Genomic DNA, 21,275 nt, shown 5'->3' on the forward strand with positions numbered 1-21,275 from the left:
CATAATTTAGGATTTAAGGGTTTATAAAATTAACAAATTCAGAATAACTAGTTAGTAATCTAAAAATTCGTATTTTTCTATATAAAATGCGCCTTCTATTACATCTGATTTTCATATATTTGTCCGCCTTATTTCAAGTGAAACACCTTACTTAAGCTACATTTAACCGTGATTCGATTATAAAAATAAAAAAATGACACAGAAATCAAAAATTTTTTACACCCTTACTGATGAAGCGCCTTTATTGGCAACTTATTCATTTCTACCTATTGTACAAGCATTTACATCAACTTCTGATATTGAAATTGAAACTAGAGATATTTCTTTAGCTGCAAGAATTTTAGCAAACTTTCCAGAGTTTTTGACTGAAGATCAAAAAACAGGAGATGCTTTATTAGAACTTGGACAATTAGCAACAACTCCAGAAGCTAACATTATAAAATTACCAAATGTTTCGGCATCTGTTCCTCAATTAAAAGCGGCAATTGCTGAATTACAATCTCATGGTTATAATTTGCCGGACTTCCCTGAAGAACCGCAAAACGAAGCGGAGAAAACAATCAAAGCTAAATATTCAAAAATTTTAGGTTCTGCTGTAAATCCAGTTTTACGTGAAGGAAATTCGGATCGTAGAGCTCCTAAAGCGGTTAAAAATTACGCTAAAGCAAACCCACATTCAATGGGAGCTTGGTCATCTGACTCAAAAACACAAGTAGCTTCTATGGAAAGTGGTGATTTTTACGGAAGTGAAAAATCAATCACAGTTGCCGATGCTACTGATGTAAAAATAGAATTTGTTGGCAAAGATGGTTCAACTACTGTTTTGAAAGTAAGCACTCCATTAAAAGCAGGCGAAATAATCGATAGTTCTGTTATGAACTTGAATGCTTTGAAAAGTTTTGTTGCTAAAACAATCGCAGCAGCCAAAGAGCAAAACGTTTTACTTTCGGTTCACTTGAAAGCTACGATGATGAAAGTTTCTGATCCAATTATTTTTGGTGCCATCGTAGAAGTTTATTTCGCCGCTGTTTTCGAAAAATACGCCGCTTTATTTAATGAATTGAATATTGACACCCGAAATGGTTTAGGTGATGTATATGCAAAAATTGCAGGACATCCTATGCAAGCTGAAGTGGAAGCTGCAATAAACCAAGCAATAGAAAACGGACCTGCATTGGCCATGGTAAATTCTGAAAAAGGGATTACTAATCTTCACGTTCCTTCGGATGTGATTGTGGATGCATCTATGCCGGCAATGATTCGTACTTCGGGACAAATGTATAATAAGGACGGAAAACAACAAGATACTATAGCCATTATCCCAGACAGATGCTATTCTGGAATTTATACTGCTACTATTGATTTTTGTAAAAAACATGGTGCTTTTGACCCAACAACTATGGGAAGTGTTCCAAACGTAGGTTTGATGGCACAAAAAGCCGAAGAGTACGGTTCACATGACAAAACATTCCAGATGAGTGCAGACGGCGTTGTTCGTGTTGTAGATACTAATGGAAACGTTTTAATGGAACAAGCAGTTGAAGCAAAAGATATTTTCAGAATGTGTCAGGCAAAAGATGCTCCGATTCAAGACTGGGTTAAATTAGCTGTAAACAGAGCTCGTTTATCCAATACTCCAGCCGTTTTTTGGTTAGACGAAAACAGAGCGCATGATAGAGAGTTAATCGAAAAAGTAACAAAATATTTAAAAGATTACGATACAACAGCTTTAGACATTCGCATCCTTAATCCTATTGAAGCAACTGACTTCACATTAGAAAGAATCATTAAAGGACTTGATACTATTTCTGTAACAGGAAATGTATTGCGTGATTACTTAACTGACTTATTTCCTATTTTGGAAGTAGGAACATCAGCTAAAATGTTATCTATCGTTCCATTAATGAATGGTGGAGGTTTGTTTGAAACTGGTGCAGGCGGATCAGCTCCAAAACATGTCGAACAATTTACACAAGAAGGTTATTTACGTTGGGATTCTCTAGGTGAGTTCTTAGCTTTAGGTGCTTCATTAGAACATTTAGGCCAGACTTTGAATAATTCTAAAGCAATTATTTTAGCTGAAACTCTTGATGTAGCTACAGAGAAATTCTTGGCAAATGATAAATCCCCAGCTCGTAAACTTGGAGGAATTGACAACCGTGGTTCTCATTTTTACTTGGCAATGTACTGGGCAGAAGCATTAGCAGCGCAAGATAAAAATGCCGAATTGAAAGCTATCTTTACTCCTATTGCAGTGGAGTTCAAAGAAAACGAAGCCAAAATCAATGCAGAGTTAATTGGAGCACAAGGTAAACCTCAAGCTATTGGTGGTCATTACCAACCAAATCCTGAATTGACTGAAAAAGCAATGCGTCCAAGTGAAACATTTAATACTATTTTAAACAGAATCGCTATTCCTGCAAAAATCGCTTAATAAAGTAATTTCATATAGTAAAAAAGACGACTGGAAACGGTCGTCTTTTTTTTTTACCTTAGCAATACGTTAACATTTGTTATACACTAATTGACACTCTATTTTGTGTAATTTGTATTTCTTCATTTAGAAAAAAACAAAACAATGACCCCAAAAAAAATAAGTGCTTTTTTAATTCTATTATTAATCACTATTTCTTCCTTCGCTCAACAAAAATTCACACTCAGCGGAATTATTATTGATGCTAACAGCAACGAAACTTTGATTGGCGTAAACATCGTTATCCCAGAATTAAAAACTGGCGTGACCACCAATGAATATGGCTTTTACTCGATTACAGTACCAAAAGGAAATTACATTGTTCAAATCACCTATTTAGGATATCAAACTATTGAAGAATCCATAAATCTAGACCAAAACACAAAAAACAACTTTAAATTATTAAGCAATGAAACAGCTTTAAAAGAAGTAGTTATTACTGATACTAAAACGAAAACTGATATTCGGAAACCAGAAATGAGTGTTAACAAACTCTCTATTTTTGCTATTAAAAAAATGCCGGCTGTACTTGGTGAAGTGGATGTTCTCAAATCTATTTTATTACTTCCCGGAGTTACTAATGCTGGCGAAGGCGCATCAGGTTTCAATGTACGTGGCGGTGGTGCAGACCAAAATTTAATTCTGTTGGACGAAGCAACTATTTATAACTCCTCCCATGTTTTTGGTTTTTTCTCCGTTTTCAATCCTGATGCGATAAAGGATTTAAAGTTATACAAAGGTGGAATTCCGGCTCGTTTTGGAGGAAGGGCTTCTTCAGTTTTGGACATTTATCAAAAAGATGGCAACAGTAAAGGATTTCACGTGAATGGAGGAATTGGATTAATCTCCAGTAGAATTTTGGCCGAAGGACCATTAGTGAAAGACAAAGGTTCTTTCCTTATTGGCGGTCGAAGTTCGTATGCTCATTTATTCTTGAAACTATCCAAAGATCAAAAGAACAACACCGCTTATTTTTATGATTTGAACACCAAGTTGAGCTATAAATTGAATCCAAATAACAATTTATATTTGTCAGGATATTTTGGAAGAGACGTTTTTAGCCTAAATAAAAGCTTTACTAATATTTATGGAAACTCCACTCTAAACTTACGCTGGAATCATTTATTTTCAGATAAATTATTTTCGAATTTATCGTTAATCTACAGTGACTATTATTACGGATTGGATTTGGATTTCGTAGGTTTCAAATGGGATTCTGGAATCAAGAATTACAATATTAAATACGATTTCAAGAATTATATTTCTGATACATTTAAATTAAATTATGGCGTAAGCGCTATTTACTACGATTTTAATCCAGGAACTATAAAACCATCTGATATGGAATCTGGAATTAATTTTGATCAATTGGATAAAAAATACGCATTCGAACCAGCCTTATATATGAATGCGGATCATAAACTATCAGATGAAATTGCTCTTTCTTATGGACTTCGTTACAGTATGTTTTACCGTTTAGGGCAATCTACTGTAAATATTTATGCTGATAATAATCCTGTAACCTTCAATCCTGATTTACAGATTTATGAAAAAGCGACGCCAATAAGCACCCAGTTTTATGAGAAAAATAAAGTCCTAAAAAGCTATAATTATTTGGAACCTCGTTTTTCATTGGCGTATCAAATCAACGATGAACAATCTGTAAAAGCCAGTTACAACAGAATGGTACAATATTTACAATTGATTTCCAATACCTCCTCTCCTACTCCCCTTGATGTCTGGACACCAAGTGATAATTTCATCAAACCTCAAATTGCGGATCAAGTGGCTTTGGGATATTTTAAAAATTTTAAAGAAGGAGTCTATTCTTTAGAAGTAGAAACGTATTATAAAAAAGTAAAAAACAGATTGGATTATATTGATGGCGCTGATTTAATTGCGAATAAAGCAATCGAGCAGATAATTTTAAACGGTCAATTAAGATCTTACGGTTTGGAAATCATGTTCCGTAAAAACGAAGGAAAATTGAGCGGTTGGATTTCCTATACTTTATCTAAATCCGAACAACAAACTCCGGGAAGAACGCCAATCGAAACAGGAATCAACAACGGAAATTGGTATAATTCTGTTTATGACAAGCTGCACAATATTGCTATTACCAGTTCTTATAATTTAAACGAAAAGTGGTCATTTGGAGCTAATTTCGCATTACAAACCGGACAACCCGTAACGTATCCAAATGGACAATACGAATACCTTGGGGTAACCGTTCCCAGTTATGGTTTAAGAAACGAAAACCGACTTCCGGCTTATCATCATCTCGACATTGCAGCAACATTGACCCCTCGCAAAAACAACGACAGAAACTGGAAGGGAGAATGGGTTTTCAGCATTTACAATTTGTATAACCGAAAAAATGCCGCTTCAATCAATTTCAGACAAAATATAGATACCGGTACTAATGAGGCTGTTAAAACTTCCATCTTTGGAGTGGTTCCTGCAGTTAGCTATAACTTCAAATTTTAATGATTATGAGAAAAATAATATATATTTTGGGGATTGCAGTCGCACTTTTTTTAAATAGTTGCCAAGATGTGGTTCCAATAGCTCTAAATACCGCACCGCCAAGACTAGTTATTGAGGCTTCCATAAATTGGAAAAAAGGAACAGATGGAAACCAACAAAAAATTAAACTAACCACAACCACCGATTATTTCGGCACCGAAATTCCAACAGTTTCCGGAGCCACTATTTTCATTAAAAATAGCACTAATACTACATTTCAATTTACCGAATCAGCTACCAAAGGAGAATACACCTGCAACAATTTCATCCCAGTCATCAATCAATCCTACACCTTAACCGTTATTAGTGAAGGCGTAACATACAAAGCCTCCGAAATATTAAAATCAGTGGCACAAATAACTGAAATTATTCAAAATAACGAAGGAGGCTTTACCGGGAAAAATAAAGAAATCAAATCGTATTACACGGATCCAGCCAACGAAGCTAATTATTATTTGTACAGATACATCTATTCTAATGAGGTTAAATCTAATTTTTACGTGGATCAAGATGAGTTCTTTGATGGAAATAAATTCTTTAGTATTTCCCAAAAGGATGATTTAAAATCAGATGATGTTATAGAAGTCAGTCATTATGGAATTTCAAAATCCTATTACAATTACATGATCGTTTTAGTAAGCATCGCAGGCAATAACGGCGGAGGTCCGTTTCAATCCCCTCCAGCAACGGTAAGAGGAAATATAATCAACACCACAAATTCAATAAATTATCCATTGGGTTATTTTTCACTTAGCGAAGTTGATATTAAAAATTATACAATTAAGTAATTAGGAGCCAATCCAGCTATCCATCACAAACGAAGTTCACTGAACTCCGATGAAAATAAAAGTATAGTAAAGTAATCCGGACTATGGATTTTAGATTTAGGAATTTTGAATTTAGATTTTAGATTTTTCATACATTTACAACAAATTTAGAATCTGAAATCTAAATTCAAAATTCCTAAATCAAAAAACTTCATGTCCTCACATCACATCGTTCGAGACGACCAAGAACCGGCTTTAATAATTGCCAATGGTGCATCCTGCAATCCAGAATTATTAGGACAATTATTAGAATGGTCCCCTCTGGTAATTGTATTAGATTCGGCCATGGAAAGAGTTATGCAATTAGACATAAAAGTGGATGTCCTTTTAGGGGATTTTGACAGAGGATTCGATCCGGAGCAATACCAAACTTCGCAGTATCCAATTGAGATTATCCATGCACCAGATCAAAATAAAACCGATTTAGAAAAAGCTTTTGATTATTTAATTCACCGAAAAATCCCAGCTGTAAATGTCGTTTGGGCAACAGGAAGAAGAGCCGATCATACCATTACCAATCTTACCAATATAGTTCGATACAGAAATCTATTGAAAATTGTGATTTTAGACGACCATTCAAAGATATTTTTATTGCCTAACAAATTCGAAAAATGGTACACCTCAAATACTCCCATTTCGCTAATACCCATTGGACATGTTACCGGAATTCATTCTGATAATTTATTTTATCCTTTAAAAGATGACAGCCTAACTATAGGCTATAGAACCGGAAGCAGCAATCATGTCATCAAGGACGGCATCGTTACAATTGAACATAGTGAAGGCGATTTACTGTTGATGGAATGCATTGATTAATACCGAAAAACCTATTTATAATCCCAACTTATAATTTGACAGAAAGAGATTGACTATCTTTGCGCCGAAATGGAAAAAATAAAACCAAAAACGATTACCGAAAAAACCAATTTGCATCCTAGAAATCTGGATAGATTTGGGTATGATTTTGAACAATTAATCAAAAATTATCCTGAATTGCAGCATTTTGTCGCTGTCAATGAACACCAAATAGAAACTATTGATTTCAGCAATCCCGAAGCGGTAAAATCGCTAAACAAAGCCTTACTGATAACTCATTACGACATTCAGGATTGGGACATTCCTAAAAACTACCTTTGCCCACCCATACCCGGAAGGGCTGATTACATTCATTATATAGCTGATTTATTAGCGTCCAGCAACAACGGAATCATCCCGGAAGGTGAAACGGTTCAAGGTCTAGACATTGGTATTGGTGCCAATTGTATTTATCCAATAATAGGAAATTCGACTTACGGATGGAGCTTTGTAGGAACTGATATTGATGAAAAAGCAATCCAAAATTGCAAAAAAATAATCCAAGACAATCCAAATCTTATGGATGCCATAAGCCTGCAATTACAAACTGAAAGTCGGTTTATTTTTAAAAACATAATTACACCCGAGGATAAATTTACTTTTACCATTTGTAATCCTCCCTTTCATAATTCAAAAGAAGAAGCCACAAAATCTTCCATAAGAAAAATCAATAATTTAGAAAATACCAGAACTAAAAATCCGGTATTGAATTTTGGTGGTCAAAATACTGAATTATGGTGCGAAGGCGGTGAATTAGGTTTCGTAACCCAAATGATTTACGAAAGTGCAAAATACCCTATGCAATGTTTATGGTTCACAACTTTGGTTTCCAAAAAAGAAAATCTTTCCAGTCTTTATAAAACCTTAAACAAAGTTAGTGCTGTAGAAGTAAAAACAATTGACATGGCTCAAGGCCAAAAAACAAGCCGCATTTTAGCGTGGACATTTTTGAGCGACGCACAACAAAAAGCTTGGAAATTTTAGAATTAAAAAAACACTTATAAATACTTTTAAATCATTTTAGACGATAATACTCTTTACTTATTGGCATGTAGTTTTTTGATACCCACAAAAAATATTTATTTATAATGAACCATAAATAAAAGCTTCTATTATTAAATCAATAATTAAAGTTCTAAAAAAATTGTTTTCAAAAAAAATAATATAAATATTCACTATAAATCGAATTTCTTTATATTTTTATGCTTAAAAATAAATTTTAACATAGTTTTACGTAAGTTTGCTACGAAAATCTTAAATAATCAAAAAGATATTTTTTTTTACGATTCATCAAAACATTAGCAAAAAAATCATTCATTTTTAAATAGAGAAACATTAAAAAAAATGAACTAATCCAACTAAATTGTGAAAAGGCAACTACTATATACCGAAACACAAGATGACTCCATACTTTGGAGCAATCTAAAAAAAGGGGATGAAAAAGCTTTTTCAATACTTTTTAAAAAGCATTATTCCCATTTAGTTCGTTATGGAAATTCATTTATTCCTTTTCCTGAAAAAGTCCAGGATTGCGTACAAGATGTTTTTACAGATATTTGGGTTTATAGAAATAAACTAAATGATTCAGTGGTAGTAAAAGCATACTTATTATCCAGTGTTCGTAAACGCATTACTAGATTGCAAGAACGTGATCGTATTTTCCGCGTAAGTACTTCTATAGATTCCATTAAATTTTTATTTGATTTTTCTATAGAATATCATCTCATTGCCGATGAAATAACTGCTGACAAAGTCTCTCGCCTCAATCAATTAATTAATAATTTGCCTTCTCGCCAAAAAGAAGCCTTGTATCTCCGCTACAACCAGGAACTTACTGTAGACCAAATAGCACATACGCTTGATATTAATTATCAATCCGCAAACAATCTTTTACATCGTGCTTTATTGTGTCTGCGCAAAGATTGGAAAGGAAGTATTTCCCTTATTTTATTACTATTTTCAACTGCTTTTTAGGTTTAAAAAAAAAATCAAAAAAAAATAGGATTTAATGAGTATCCAGTAAAAAAACTGTCCTCTATATAATTGTAACCTTTTTTTTGATGCAACACCGTAACAATTATACTGAAATAGAAGACTTTTTAGCCGATGAATCATTCCATCTATGGGTGTGTTTCAAAGACGACCAACAAGACTGGGAAGAATGGACTTTAGAAAACTCCAGTCGTGCTAAATTGGTAGAAGAAGCCCGTTTATGGCTGTTAGCAATGAAAACTCCTGATAGTGACTTATCTTCGGAGGCCGTTCAAAATGCATTAGAAGCTACTTGGATGAAAATTGAAACAAAAGAAGAAAATAAAAACGCATTAGCTCAGCCAATTCTAAAACTTTGGAGAAACCAATGGTTTAAAAGAGTAGCTGCCATTTTAGTTATAGGTCTTTTATCGGGCTGGTTTTATAACCAACATTTCGGCACTAAAAATTCGACACTTACCTATAATGAATTGATCAATGAAAATGACGAGGGTCTGGTTGAGCAAACAAATAATTCCGACAAACCCCAAATAATAACATTATCAGATGGTAGTTCCGTATTATTACAACCTAATAGCAAGTTGAGTTATCCAAAAATATTTGTTGGCAATGAAAGAAAGGTTTACTTATCTGGTGAAGGTTTTTTTGAAATTAGTAAAAATCCTCAGAGGCCATTTTTTGTCTTTGCAAATGAAATTGTCACTAAAGTAGTTGGAACCAGTTTTAAAATAAAAGCATACGCTAATCAGCCAAATATAGAGGTTGTAGTTCGTACCGGTAAAGTTAAGATAATATCAAACCAATCAATTACAAACGCAAAAAACGAATTGATTGTATTATTACCCAATCAAGCCTTACGATTCGTCCGAAAAAACTTAAGTTTTAATAAAATTACCGATATAACGCAAGATGAATCATTAAGTCATTCCACAAGTACTATCGAACAATTGGGATTTGAATTTACAGATATCCCAGTTGCACAAATTTTCAAAACTATTGAGCAAGCTTATTTGGTAAAAATTGATTTTTCTCAGGAAAAACTAAAAGACTGTTATCTTACCACGTCTTTGGGAGACCAACCTTTACCAGAAAAACTCAAAATTATCTGTAAAAGTCTTGGAAATAACAGCAGTTATGAAATGAATGGAAACCAAATAATTATTATATCAGATGGATGCAATTAACATTATTTAGCCTATGAATTAAAACACTAAAAAAAAGCGCCGAAAATGCTGTAACATTCCCGACGCCTTGAATTAAATCAATTACTTCTCTGTAAAGAGTAATTGTTGCGTTCTCAATAACCAAACAAAAGAATATTAACAAACACAAACCAAAATTATGAAAAAAACTATCCTTAAACAAAGATTACTCTTTCGAATCATGAAAATAACCTTATTTCAATTTGTTTTAGCCCTTGTTTTTTCAAGTGTCACTACAGCGAATACTATCAGAGGACAAAAAAAATTGGATACAAAGGTAACTGTTACCCTAACCGATTTGAACTTAGATACTGCGTTAACTAAACTTGAAAAATTGGCAAATGTGAAATTTTCGTACAATTCGAGAATGTCACAATTGAATCAAAAAGTGAGTGTTTATGCTAATAATGAAGCATTATCAAGTGTGCTGACGCGCATTTTAAAACCACTTAAAATTAATTATACTGAAGTAAGCAATCAAATTGTTTTACAAAAGGAAGGTATCCAAAAAGTGGGTATGAATGGAGACCCTATGTCAACACTAAATGAAAATATAGCAGCTGAAATTATTAAAGGTCGTGTAGTTGATGATGGAGGACAACCTTTACCCGGTGTAACAGTTCTTGTAAAAGGAACTACAAAAGGAACTACAACTGATGCAGATGGAAATTATACCATTACTGCTCAAATGGGAGATGTTTTACAATTTTCTTATGTGGGATTAGAAACTAAATCGGTAACTGTAACTGGAAACATTGTAAATGTTACTTTAACAGGAAGCGGTGAAACACTTCAAGATGTTGTTGTGATAGGTTCACGTAACCCTACCAGAACAGTAACAGAATCTGCTGTGCCAATTGATGTAATCAGCATGAAAGAGATTGCTTCACAAGGACCTCAAGTCAACTTAAATCAAATCTTGAACATGGTTGCACCATCATTTACATCGAATACTACGACTGTAGCTGATGGAACGGATCATATTGACCCTGCACAATTAAGAGGTTTAGGACCAGATCAAGTATTGGTATTGGTAAACGGAAAAAGAAGACATACTTCATCTTTAGTAAATATTAATGGTTCACCTGGAAGAGGATCTGTAGGAACGGATTTAAATGCTATTCCTGCTTTTGCTATCGAAAAAATTGAAGTATTAAGAGACGGAGCTTCTGCACAATATGGTTCTGATGCTATTGCAGGTGTAATCAATATTAATGTAAAGAAAAACACCAACAAATTAGATGTTGCCCTTTTTGGAGGAGGAAATCTTTCAAAAGGTGCTAACGACCATGATGGTGGCATTGATGGTGGTAATTACCAATTAGACTTAAACTACGGAACTGGTCTTGGTAAAGAGAAAAGCTTTATTAATGCAACGGCCAGTTTTCAACTTAGAGATGCTACAAGCAGAGCAAAAGATGTGACGGGTAATTTATTCAATGCCTATAATGCAGTTGAACAAAGAGCCGCCGAAGCCGGAACAAATATTAATGCTCTTTTTGGAAACATAAATAATACTCCAAATACGACACAAATACTTACCACAATAAAACAGTATGCTCCACAAGTAGGTTATTTTACAACGGCACAACAAACTGCTATAACTGGTGCTGCTACTATTTCTCAAATGCAAAGCGCCTTAAACTTTGATGCTACTGCAGGAGAATTAGCGTATAGAAGTCTTGAAAGAAAAGATTTCAACATGAGAGTGGGACAATCTTCTTTGAAAAGTGCTCAATTCTTTTTGAACGCTGCTTATCCAATCAATGATAAATTGGAAGTATATGCTTTTGGCGGAACCAGTTATAGAACTGGAGAAGCAGCCGGTTTTTACAGAAGACCTAATCAAGCCAGATCATACACAGGTCTGTATCCAAACGGTTTTTTACCTGAAATACATTCTACAATCAACGACGCCTCTGTTGCCGCTGGTCTTAGAGGTATTATATTCGAAAATTGGAATTTTGACTTGAGTAATACTTTTGGAAGAAATGCTTTTGATTATGGAGTTGAAAATACAGTAAATGCTTCTTTAAGAGAAAATTCTCCAACTGAATTTGATGCTGGTGGTTTGGCTTTCGCCCAAAACACAACTAACTTTGACATGAACAGAAAATTTGATGTACTAAAAGGACTGAACGTTGCTTTTGGTGCGGAATACCGTCATGAAAATTTCGCTATCACAGCAGGTCAGCCAGAATCATATAATTTATATGATATCAACGGAGGTGTAGTTACAGCAACAACTCCTGCAAACATTAAAGTTACAGACTTTTTTGGTTCAGCAAGACCAAATGGCTCACAAGTATTTCCTGGTTTCAGACCGGCAAATGCAATTGACAAAGATCGTAACAGTGTAGCTGTTTATACCGATTTAGAATTAGATCTTACTGACAAATGGTTAGTTAATGGAGCGGTTCGTTTTGAGAATTATTCTGATTTTGGAAATACAACTAATTTCAAAGTTGCATCTCGTTATAAATTAACAGATAACATCAATTTACGTGGTGCTGTTTCAACTGGATTTAGAGCACCATCGTTACACCAAATCTATTTTAACTCAACTGCTACACAATTCGTAGGTGGTGTGCCATTTGAAGTTGGTACATTCAGTAATGACTCTCCAGTAGCAAAGGCTTTGGGGATTCCAACATTAAAACAAGAAGAATCTAAAAGTGCCAGTATTGGATTTACAGCAAAAATACCAGCTGCTAATATTACTTTAACTGCTGATGCCTATGTTGTGAAAATTGATGACAGAGTAGTTCTTACCGATCAATTTACTTCTAATGCTGTTACAAAACCTTACTTTGATGCCGCTGGAGCAACTGCAGCAACTTTCTTTGCGAATGCAATTGACACGGAATCAAAAGGAATTGATGTTGTAATTAGCCATAAAACAAGTTTTGGTGAAGGGGTATCTTTAAAAACGGATTTATCTGGTACCATTTCTAAAACCCAAAAAGTAGGCGACATCCATGCATCTCCAATACTAGAAGCAGCAGGTCAGATCAACAAATACTATTCTGAATCCTCAAGAATTTATCTTCAAGAAGCAGTGCCAAGAGTTAAAGCTAATTTAACGAACTCACTTTCTTACAAAAAATTCGATTTCTTCTTGAGAAACGTTTATTTTGGTAAAGTAACTGACCCAAACATTGCTGACGCAAATAATGACGGGACTATCAATGCTATTGTTGTAAATAATCAAGCAGTTGAAAACGAACACCCAGTATGGGCAGCGAAAATCATTACCGATTTGTCTATAGGATTTAAAATTACAAGTGCAACAAAAATTGTTGTAGGAGCTAATAACATTTTTGATATTTATCCAACTTACAATTTAGGACCTCAAACAATTGCAAAAAGAGCTTCTGGAGTTGATGCTAATGGAGCAGTTATTTATTCAACAACTACATCTTCAAACAATTCAATCGATTTGTCTAATGCAAATCAATTTGTATATTCAAGAAACACATCTCAATTTGGTCAAAACGGTCGTTTTGTTTTTGCCAGATTAAGCTTCAGCTTCTAGAAAAACATTTTACATCATGGAAAGCCATCAACTTTTGTTGATGGCTTTTTTTGGCTTAAACTTTAGTAAAAAAAGAACCCAAACTTTGTACCTTTGTTTCTCTTAACCTTTGTCCCTTGTTTTAAATGAATTTCCAAGTAGTATCCGATTACCAGCCCAAAGGCGACCAACCCCAAGCGATTGAAAAATTGACACAAGGGATTATTGATGGTGAAAAATTCCAAACTTTATTGGGAGTTACCGGATCTGGAAAAACATTTACGGTGGCCAATGTGATTCAGGAAGTACAAAGACCAACATTAGTTTTGGCACACAACAAAACCTTGGCAGCGCAATTGTACTCAGAATTCAAACAATTTTTCCCGAATAATGCCGTGGAATATTTCGTTTCTTATTACGATTATTACCAGCCTGAAGCATTCATGCCCGTAACCGGTGTTTTCATTGAGAAGGATTTATCCATCAATGAAGAACTGGAAAAAATGCGAATGTCAACAACCGCTTCGTTGCTTTCCGGAAGAAGAGATATTTTAGTAGTGGCATCGGTTTCGTGTTTATACGGTATTGGAAATCCAATAGAATTTCAGAAAAACTTAATTCCGATTGAGAAAGGACAAATCATCTCCCGAACCAAATTATTGCATCAACTGGTACAAAGTTTATATTCTAGAACTGAAGCCGATTTTAACCCCGGAAGTTTCAGAATAAAAGGAGATACAGTGGATGTTTATCCCAGTTATGCGGATGAGGCGTATCGAGTTCATTTCTTTGGTGATGAAATCGAGGAAATCGAAAGTTTCGACACAAAGAATTCTAAAGTCATTGAAAAATTTGATAAACTGACGATTTATCCAGCCAATATGTTTGTGACTTCACCAGATGTTTTGCAAGGTGCAATTTGGGAAATTCAACAAGATTTGGTCAAACAAGTCGATTATTTCAAGGAAATAGGAAAACCTCTCGAAGCAAAACGATTGGAAGAACGCACCAATTTTGATTTGGAGATGATTCGCGAACTCGGTTATTGTTCCGGAATCGAAAATTATTCCCGTTATCTGGACGGTCGTTTACCAGGAACAAGACCTTTTTGTTTATTGGATTATTTCCCGAAAGACTACTTAATGGTGGTTGACGAAAGTCACGTGACACTTTCTCAAGTTAGCGCCATGTATGGCGGGGACAGAAGCCGAAAGGAAAATTTAGTGGAATATGGTTTCCGACTTCCGGCTGCGATGGACAATCGTCCGCTGAAATTCGAGGAATTTGAGGCAATGCAAAATCAGGTTATTTACGTTTCGGCAACACCAGCCGATTATGAATTGCAAAAAACTGAAGGTGTCGTTGTCGAGCAGGTAATTCGTCCAACAGGATTATTGGATCCAATTATTGAAATTCGACCAAGTTTAAATCAGATTGATGATTTAATTGAAGAAATTCAGGTTCGAGCAGAAATTGACGAACGGGTTTTAGTGACGACTTTAACCAAAAGAATGGCGGAAGAATTGGCCAAATATTTAACCAAAGTCAATATTCGTTGCCGTTATATTCACTCAGAAGTAGATACTTTAGAACGCATAGAAATCATGCAAGATTTGCGAAAAGGAATTTTTGATGTGTTAATTGGCGTGAATTTACTTCGTGAAGGCTTGGATTTACCCGAAGTTTCTCTAGTGGCAATTTTAGATGCAGATAAAGAAGGTTTTTTGCGAAGCCATCGTTCGCTAACGCAAACAATAGGTCGTGCAGCACGAAACCTGAATGGAAAAGCAATTATGTACGCTGATAAAATTACGGCAAGCATGCAAAAAACCATTGACGAAACCAATTATCGCAGAACAAAACAAATTAATCACAATACTGCAAATAATTTGGTTCCTCAAGCCTTAAATAAAAAAATCGAGAGCGCCTTTACCAAAAATCCTTTGGCAGATTATGAATTAGGGTATACTCTTTCATCCGCAGCCGAACCAGTTATTGAATATTTATCAAAAACAGAAATAGAAAAACGCATTCGTGAAAAACGAAAAAACATGGAAAAAGCGGCAAAGGAATTGGACTTTATGCAAGCTGCAAAATTACGTGATGAAATAAAAGCGTTGCAAGGACAATTAACTTAATTCTGTTCTTCCTGAAAAATATTCAATAAAACTTCGCCGTCAATAATTGCATTTGGAGCTTCCTTCATTAACTTAAGAATGCGTTTTGTTGCCTCTGGATTGAGTCCCATGTCAATTGCTATTTGTTGGATAGCGATAGTTTCTTTTTTATGCAAAATTCCATCGCAATGCATCAATAAAGCTAATCTATAAAATTGTTGAATGCGTTGAAAATCTGATTTAATGGGTAATTGGGGTAATTCCTGATGAAACAAATCATTGAATCCTCCTTTTACTAAGTTTAATTCATTGGCAACAATAAACAAAAAATCGTATTCTCTCTTATGCAATTGTCCGTCAACAGTAGAAAAAGCAATCATCTCTAAAAGTAAGCTTCTTTTTTCCTCGTAAGTATCCATGAAATTATTATTTTTAGCTAAAATATTAATTTTTTTAAATAAAAACACAAAATATCAGTAATGATTCAACCGCTTAAGTTAATTCTTACTATACTGCTTTTTGCGGCAGTAAAAAGTTTTGCTCAACAAAGCACCGCATCAAAACAAGTTTCTACCTTTACTATTGAGGCACCGCAACTTAAAACGTCAAAGAAAATCTGGGTATATCTACCTAAAAATTACCTAATTTCAAAAAAGAAATACTCCGTGATATACATGCATGATGCCCAAAATCTATTTGATGCTAAAACTTCCTATTCTGGTGAATGGAATGTTGATGAAAAAATGGACAGTCTCAATGCACAAGTCATTGTCATAGGAATCGAACACGGAAATGACAAACGTTTAGAGGAATTAACGCCTTATAAAAATGAAAAATATGGTGGCGGAAAAGCAACTGATTATTTAGAATTCATTGTAAAAACGTTGAAACCAAAAATTGATAAAACTTACAGAACAAAATCTGAGAAAAAAAACACCACTATCATGGGAAGTTCTTTGGGTGGTTTGACTTCCTTTTACGCTACTTTAAAATATCCTGAAGTGTTTGGTAAAGCAGGTATTTTTTCGCCCGCTTTATGGATTAATCGCAAGGAAATTTTCGAATTAGAAGAAAAAAATAAAAAGCAAAAAACGAAATATTATTTCCTTTGTGGAGATAAAGAAGGTGATGATGATTCTATGATTAGCGACCTCAATAAAATGGAATATTTGATAAATACTAAAAGATGTTATTGCTTAAATTTGAATGAAAAGAAAATAGTAAAAGGAGGACAACACAATGAAATGTTATGGCGCGATGGTTTTGTCAAAGCAGTTTTATGGCTCGGTTATTAATTTAAAAAATAAATACATTAATTTTAAGTACTAAATCAGATTCAAATGGAACTAATCTTAAGAGAATACAACCTTAAATTAAAACATACGTTTACGATTTCAAGAGAATCGATTGACTTCCAGCCTTCCTTGATTGTAATATTAAAAAGTGAAGGATTTTCAGGTTTTGGCGAAGCGACATCTAATCCATATTATAAGATAACCGTTCCAATGATGATGCAGGATTTAGAAAAAATCCGCTCTGTAATTGAAACTACAGCAAATGAAACACCCCAAGAATTTTGGGCAAAAATTCATTCTTATTTAAAAGACGATATGTTTGCTTTGTGCGCTTTGGATATGGCATATACTGATTTGTATGCTCGTAAAAAAGGAAAGAAATTATACGAGTTATGGAATTATTCCATCGATAAAAATCCATTAACCGATTACACCATTGGAATTGCACCCATCGAAAAAATGGTTGCTAAAATGAAGGAATTGCCGTGGCCGATTTATAAAATCAAATTGGGAACCAAAGAAGATATTGCCATTGTAACTGAACTTCGAAAACATACTAATGCCATTTTTAGAATTGACGCTAATTGTGGTTGGGGAGTAGAAGAAACCATAAATAATGCCGTTGAACTAAAAAAACTAGGCGTAGAATTCTTGGAACAACCCATGAAAGCGGACAATTGGGAAGGACACAAGGAAGTTTTTAAACATTCGGTTTTACCTATAATTGCGGACGAAAGTTGCATCATAGAAGAAGATGTGGCCAAATGTCACCATCATTTTCATGGCGTAAATGTCAAATTAGTAAAATGTGGCGGATTAACTCCCGGAAGACGAATGATTGAGGAAGCCAAGAAATTAGGGTTGAAAACGATGGTGGGTTGCATGACCGAATCTACTGTAGGGATATCGGCGATTGCGCATTTATTGCCTCAATTGGATTATGTCGATATGGACGGCGCATTGCTTTTGGCGGAAGATATTGCAACTGGTGTAACCATAGATTTTGGAAAAATAAGCTATTCCGACTTAAATGGTACGGGTGTAACTTTAATGTAGTTCTAAATGAAAGTCAACCAATTTCCAGATCGAATAATAGAAATAAACAATGAAGACTATTTGTATTTTGGCGGAACGGCCTATTTGGGTTTACCAACGCATCCTAAATTCCAAAAGCTGCTCATCAAAAATATTTTACAATGGGGAACGGCTTACGGAAGTTCCAGAAGCGCCAACATTCAACTGACAGCTTATGAAAATGGAGAGCGTTTTTTAGCTAATTACATCAAAGCAGACGCAGCTCTTACCGTTTCATCCGGCATGTTGGCGGGGAAATTAGTAATAGAGGAATTAACTCCTCAAACCGATTGCTTTTTTCATTTTCCTGATACACATACTGCCATCAAAGCGGGAAATAGTCTTCCTTTTTTTATTGGAAATGGATTAAATCCTCGTTTGCTGGATAACGCAACCGAAAAAATTACGATTCTAACTGATGTGGTTCCTTCTTTTCATGTAGAACCAATTGATCTTTCTATTCTAAATTTAATTCCTCCCAATAAAGAAATTACTTTGGTTGTAGACGAATCCCATTCGCTTGGAATTTTAGGGACGAATGGTTGTGGGATTTTTTCGAATATTAATCTTCCAAATATTAAAAGAAAAATCATGATAGCGTCTTTGGGAAAAGCGTTCGGATTGACGGGAGGCGTAATTGCCAGCGATTCTGAATTTATTAATCAGATGGCAGCTCACGATACTTTTGTTTCCAGTGCCGGAATGAATGCGGCATTTGTACAAACTATGGCTGATGCGTCAGTAATCTATTTGCAACAGCATCAAAAATTAAAAGACAATTTAAAATATATAGAAGCTCATTTGATTAAAAATAAAGCAGTTCGTTTTGATCCAGATTATCCCTTAATTTATCCTGAAATCGAAGGAATAAATAAAATTTTCACTGCGAATAAAATTATAGTAACCAATTTTAAATACCCGACTGACACTAAGGATTTAAATAGAATTGTAATTACTGCCAATCACAAAAAAGAAGATTTGGATAAAATAATTCACATTCTGAACCAAAACCAATTCTAAATCTAAAATTGTGGTGCAATTGCTTTTTAACCGTACCTTTGTAAAAAATTAGAATATGATGACAAACAACGATATCTTTAAAAAACTTCGCGTAGCTTTAATGTTGCGTGACGATCAAATAGTTGAAATATTAGAATTAGTAGATTTTAGAATCACTAAATCAGAATTGGGTGCTTTTTTCCGTGATGAAAAACATGAGAATTATATGGAATGTGGCGACCAAGTGTTGCGCAATTTCCTAAATGCTTTAGTAATTCACTTGCGTGGAACGAAAGAAAATCCAAAAAACCCAAATGATGTTTTAGCCAAACACAAAGCTCAAATTCCTGTAAAAGAAGGAGCTTCTGAAAGAGCTGAATTTAAAGCAAAGCCAAGAGACGAAGAAAAATCAAGAGGTGACGAAAGTCCTTCAAAATCGAAACCTGCTGCCAAGAAACCGTTCAAAAAACAATTTTCAAAAGGAGCTCCAAAAGTTCAAATAGTGGAGAAAGTGAAATTTAATTTCGGAAAGAATAAAAAATCGTAAATATGTAGAGAGGCACTGCAGTGCCTCTCTACGATAAATCTATAAATCAAGAAAATCCTGAACGAGAGTTCAGGATTTTTAGTATATATAATATTCTATCAAAAAAATACTTTAAGAACTACAGCTTAACATAGAGCACCCTACTTTATCTCTGGCCCAATCCGGTCTTTTGGCAAACCATTTCTGAAAATCCGGTTGTTCATCGTAGGGATTTTTAAGCATTTCAAATAGTTCATTTAACAACGAATAATCTCCCTTATCTGCGTCATCAATACACAATTGTGCTATGTAATTTCGCAATACGTATTTTGGATTTACGTTATTCATTTGACCTTTTCTTTCAGAATCCGAAAGTGTTTCTTCATTGATTCGAATACTGTATTTCTCAAACCAATCGTGCCACTCTTTCAAGATCGTTTCATTCAAATCCTTTTCATTATAAAAGGCGTCTTTTATGGTATTGAAAGCTGTTGTAGCATTATCTGCTTTAGTGACATTACTCAGGTTTCTAAAGAAAATGGTCATATCCGTTTCTGCACGTTCAAGTAGTTGAATCAGGTTCTCAATTAAAAAAGCATCCTCTTCTTTTTTGATTTGGAAACCTAGTTTATTTTGCATCATATTCAAATACTCCTTTTCGTAATCCGTACTAAAAGCATCCAAAATAGTTTCAAGAGGTTTAGCATCCTGAATCAAAGGATACAAAGCATTGGCCAATTGATACAAATTCCACAGCGCAATTTCAGGCTGATTGCCAAAACGGTATCTTTTATGCTGCCTATCGGTTGTATTGGGAGTCCAATTCGAGTTATAATCTTCTAACCAACCATAAGGTCCATAATCGATGGTAATGCCGTGAATGGACATATTATCGGTATTCATAACACCATGAACAAAACCAACGCGTTGCCAATGCACAATCATATTCAATGTAGTTTGGGTAACTTCATGAAAAAAGTCCAGATATTTCCCAACACCATCCCCTTGAATATGAGGAAAATGATGTTTAATGGTGAAATCAGCTAATAATTTGAGATTAACATAATCTTTTCGAGAAGAAAACAATTCAAAGCTACCAAACCGGATAAAAGATGGTGCCACTCTGCAAACAATTGCTCCTTTTTCATAGGCAGGATTTCCATTATACAATACATCCCGCAGTACTTGATCGCCAGAAAGCATTAGTGAAAGTGAACGTGTTGTTGGAGCACCCAAATAATGCATCGCTTCTGCACATAAATACTCTCGTATAGATGACCGTAAAACTGCAAAACCATCCGCTGCTCGGGAATACGGTGTAGGCCCTGCTCCTTTTAACTGCAAAGTATATGTTTCATTGTTATGAACAACTTCGGTTAAATTGATGGCACGACCGTCACCTAATTGCCCGGCCCAATTCCCAAATTGATGTCCGGCATAACTCAAAGCATACGGTTTCGTGCCCGGATAAACGGTGCTTCCTGAAAAAATATTAAAAAAATCAGTTGAAAGTATATCTTCTTGAGAAAGACCAATAGCATTTGCTACTTCAGTTGAAGCATGAATTAGTGAAGGATTTGAAGGTTTTTTAGGTAGTACAAACGAATAACAAGCTTGCTGGACCTGTCTCGGCGTATTGCTTTCACTTGGATCAGCAGGCAACTCGCTTATAAAACTATTTTGCAAATGAAGTTTCATATCTTTAAAAAGAATTAAATAAAAATCAGTAGGTATTATAATGTAAAGATATTCGATACCCTACATTAAATAGAACTCTTTTGATAATTTTAATTTATAACTAAAATCGTTTCGCTTATAATATTAAAATTCCATTTATAGCATCATCCGTAAAGTATACTGTATAAAAAAATCCTG

Annotated in this window: 15 protein-coding genes; 13 read left to right on the top strand and 2 right to left on the bottom strand. The window is 34.6% G+C overall.

Annotated features, from left to right (window positions below; genetic code table 11):
- Positions 1 to 193 precede the first annotated feature (193 nt).
- The 9 genes from ACNQGG_RS15900 (at position 194) to uvrB (ending at position 15,527) form a co-directional block, all read left to right on the top strand.
- On the top strand, positions 194 to 2,434 hold the full coding sequence (locus tag ACNQGG_RS15900; RefSeq protein ID WP_417965609.1) for an NADP-dependent isocitrate dehydrogenase: 2,241 nt from the start codon (positions 194 to 196) through the stop codon (positions 2,432 to 2,434).
- A 144-nt stretch (positions 2,435 to 2,578) separates the two neighbouring features.
- Positions 2,579 to 4,960, top strand: coding sequence for a TonB-dependent receptor (locus tag ACNQGG_RS15905; RefSeq protein WP_417965611.1), 2,382 nt, complete (start codon positions 2,579 to 2,581; stop codon positions 4,958 to 4,960).
- A 5-nt stretch (positions 4,961 to 4,965) separates the two neighbouring features.
- Positions 4,966 to 5,787: a DUF4249 domain-containing protein gene (locus tag ACNQGG_RS15910; RefSeq protein ID WP_417965613.1), complete on the top strand. Its 822-nt coding sequence runs from the start codon at positions 4,966 to 4,968 to the stop codon at positions 5,785 to 5,787.
- A 192-nt stretch (positions 5,788 to 5,979) separates the two neighbouring features.
- Positions 5,980 to 6,642, top strand: coding sequence for a thiamine diphosphokinase (locus ACNQGG_RS15915; RefSeq protein WP_417965615.1), 663 nt, complete (start codon positions 5,980 to 5,982; stop codon positions 6,640 to 6,642).
- A gap of 69 nt (positions 6,643 to 6,711) precedes the next feature.
- On the top strand, positions 6,712 to 7,665 hold the full coding sequence (gene rlmF / locus ACNQGG_RS15920) for a 23S rRNA (adenine(1618)-N(6))-methyltransferase RlmF (RefSeq protein ID WP_417965617.1): 954 nt from the start codon (positions 6,712 to 6,714) through the stop codon (positions 7,663 to 7,665).
- Positions 7,666 to 8,046: 381 nt separating this feature from the next.
- Entirely contained in the window at positions 8,047 to 8,655 is a 609-nt protein-coding gene (locus tag ACNQGG_RS15925; protein ID WP_417965619.1) for an RNA polymerase sigma factor, read from the top strand.
- An 86-nt stretch (positions 8,656 to 8,741) separates the two neighbouring features.
- Positions 8,742 to 9,857: a FecR family protein gene (locus ACNQGG_RS15930; protein WP_417965621.1), complete on the top strand. Its 1,116-nt coding sequence runs from the start codon at positions 8,742 to 8,744 to the stop codon at positions 9,855 to 9,857.
- A gap of 535 nt (positions 9,858 to 10,392) precedes the next feature.
- Entirely contained in the window at positions 10,393 to 13,410 is a 3,018-nt protein-coding gene (locus ACNQGG_RS15935; protein WP_417965641.1) for a TonB-dependent receptor, read from the top strand.
- A 125-nt stretch (positions 13,411 to 13,535) separates the two neighbouring features.
- Positions 13,536 to 15,527 carry an excinuclease ABC subunit UvrB gene (uvrB, locus tag ACNQGG_RS15940; protein ID WP_417965623.1) on the top strand — a complete coding sequence of 664 codons (1,992 nt, stop codon included), beginning with the start codon at positions 13,536 to 13,538 and terminating at the stop codon, positions 15,525 to 15,527.
- On the opposite strand, the gene ACNQGG_RS15945 is transcribed toward uvrB, so the two are convergent.
- Positions 15,524 to 15,925, bottom strand: a complete 402-nt coding sequence (locus ACNQGG_RS15945) for an excinuclease ABC subunit B (protein WP_417965625.1) — start codon at positions 15,923 to 15,925, stop codon at positions 15,524 to 15,526. The two genes, uvrB and ACNQGG_RS15945, sit on opposite strands and share 4 nt — an antisense overlap.
- A gap of 60 nt (positions 15,926 to 15,985) precedes the next feature.
- On the opposite strand from ACNQGG_RS15945, the gene ACNQGG_RS15950 reads away from it, so the two are divergent.
- The 4 genes from ACNQGG_RS15950 to ACNQGG_RS15965 are packed head-to-tail and all read left to right on the top strand — an operon-like array spanning position 15,986 to position 19,421.
- On the top strand, positions 15,986 to 16,801 hold the full coding sequence (locus ACNQGG_RS15950; RefSeq protein ID WP_417965626.1) for an alpha/beta hydrolase: 816 nt from the start codon (positions 15,986 to 15,988) through the stop codon (positions 16,799 to 16,801).
- A 45-nt stretch (positions 16,802 to 16,846) separates the two neighbouring features.
- A complete protein-coding gene (locus ACNQGG_RS15955) occupies positions 16,847 to 17,857 on the top strand; it encodes a dipeptide epimerase (RefSeq protein ID WP_417965628.1) in 1,011 nt (336 codons plus the stop codon).
- A 6-nt stretch (positions 17,858 to 17,863) separates the two neighbouring features.
- Positions 17,864 to 18,895 carry an aminotransferase class I/II-fold pyridoxal phosphate-dependent enzyme gene (locus ACNQGG_RS15960; protein ID WP_417965630.1) on the top strand — a complete coding sequence of 344 codons (1,032 nt, stop codon included), beginning with the start codon at positions 17,864 to 17,866 and terminating at the stop codon, positions 18,893 to 18,895.
- 58 nt (positions 18,896 to 18,953) lie between these two features.
- Positions 18,954 to 19,421: a DUF1456 family protein gene (locus tag ACNQGG_RS15965; protein ID WP_417965643.1), complete on the top strand. Its 468-nt coding sequence runs from the start codon at positions 18,954 to 18,956 to the stop codon at positions 19,419 to 19,421.
- 111 nt (positions 19,422 to 19,532) lie between these two features.
- On the opposite strand, the gene ACNQGG_RS15970 is transcribed toward ACNQGG_RS15965, so the two are convergent.
- On the bottom strand, positions 19,533 to 21,098 hold the full coding sequence (locus ACNQGG_RS15970) for a protein adenylyltransferase SelO (protein WP_417965632.1): 1,566 nt from the start codon (positions 21,096 to 21,098) through the stop codon (positions 19,533 to 19,535).
- Between the last annotated feature and the right edge of the window lie 177 nt (positions 21,099 to 21,275).

This window comes from Flavobacterium esculini (assembly GCF_048284325.1).
GTDB lineage: Bacteria > Bacteroidota > Bacteroidia > Flavobacteriales > Flavobacteriaceae > Flavobacterium.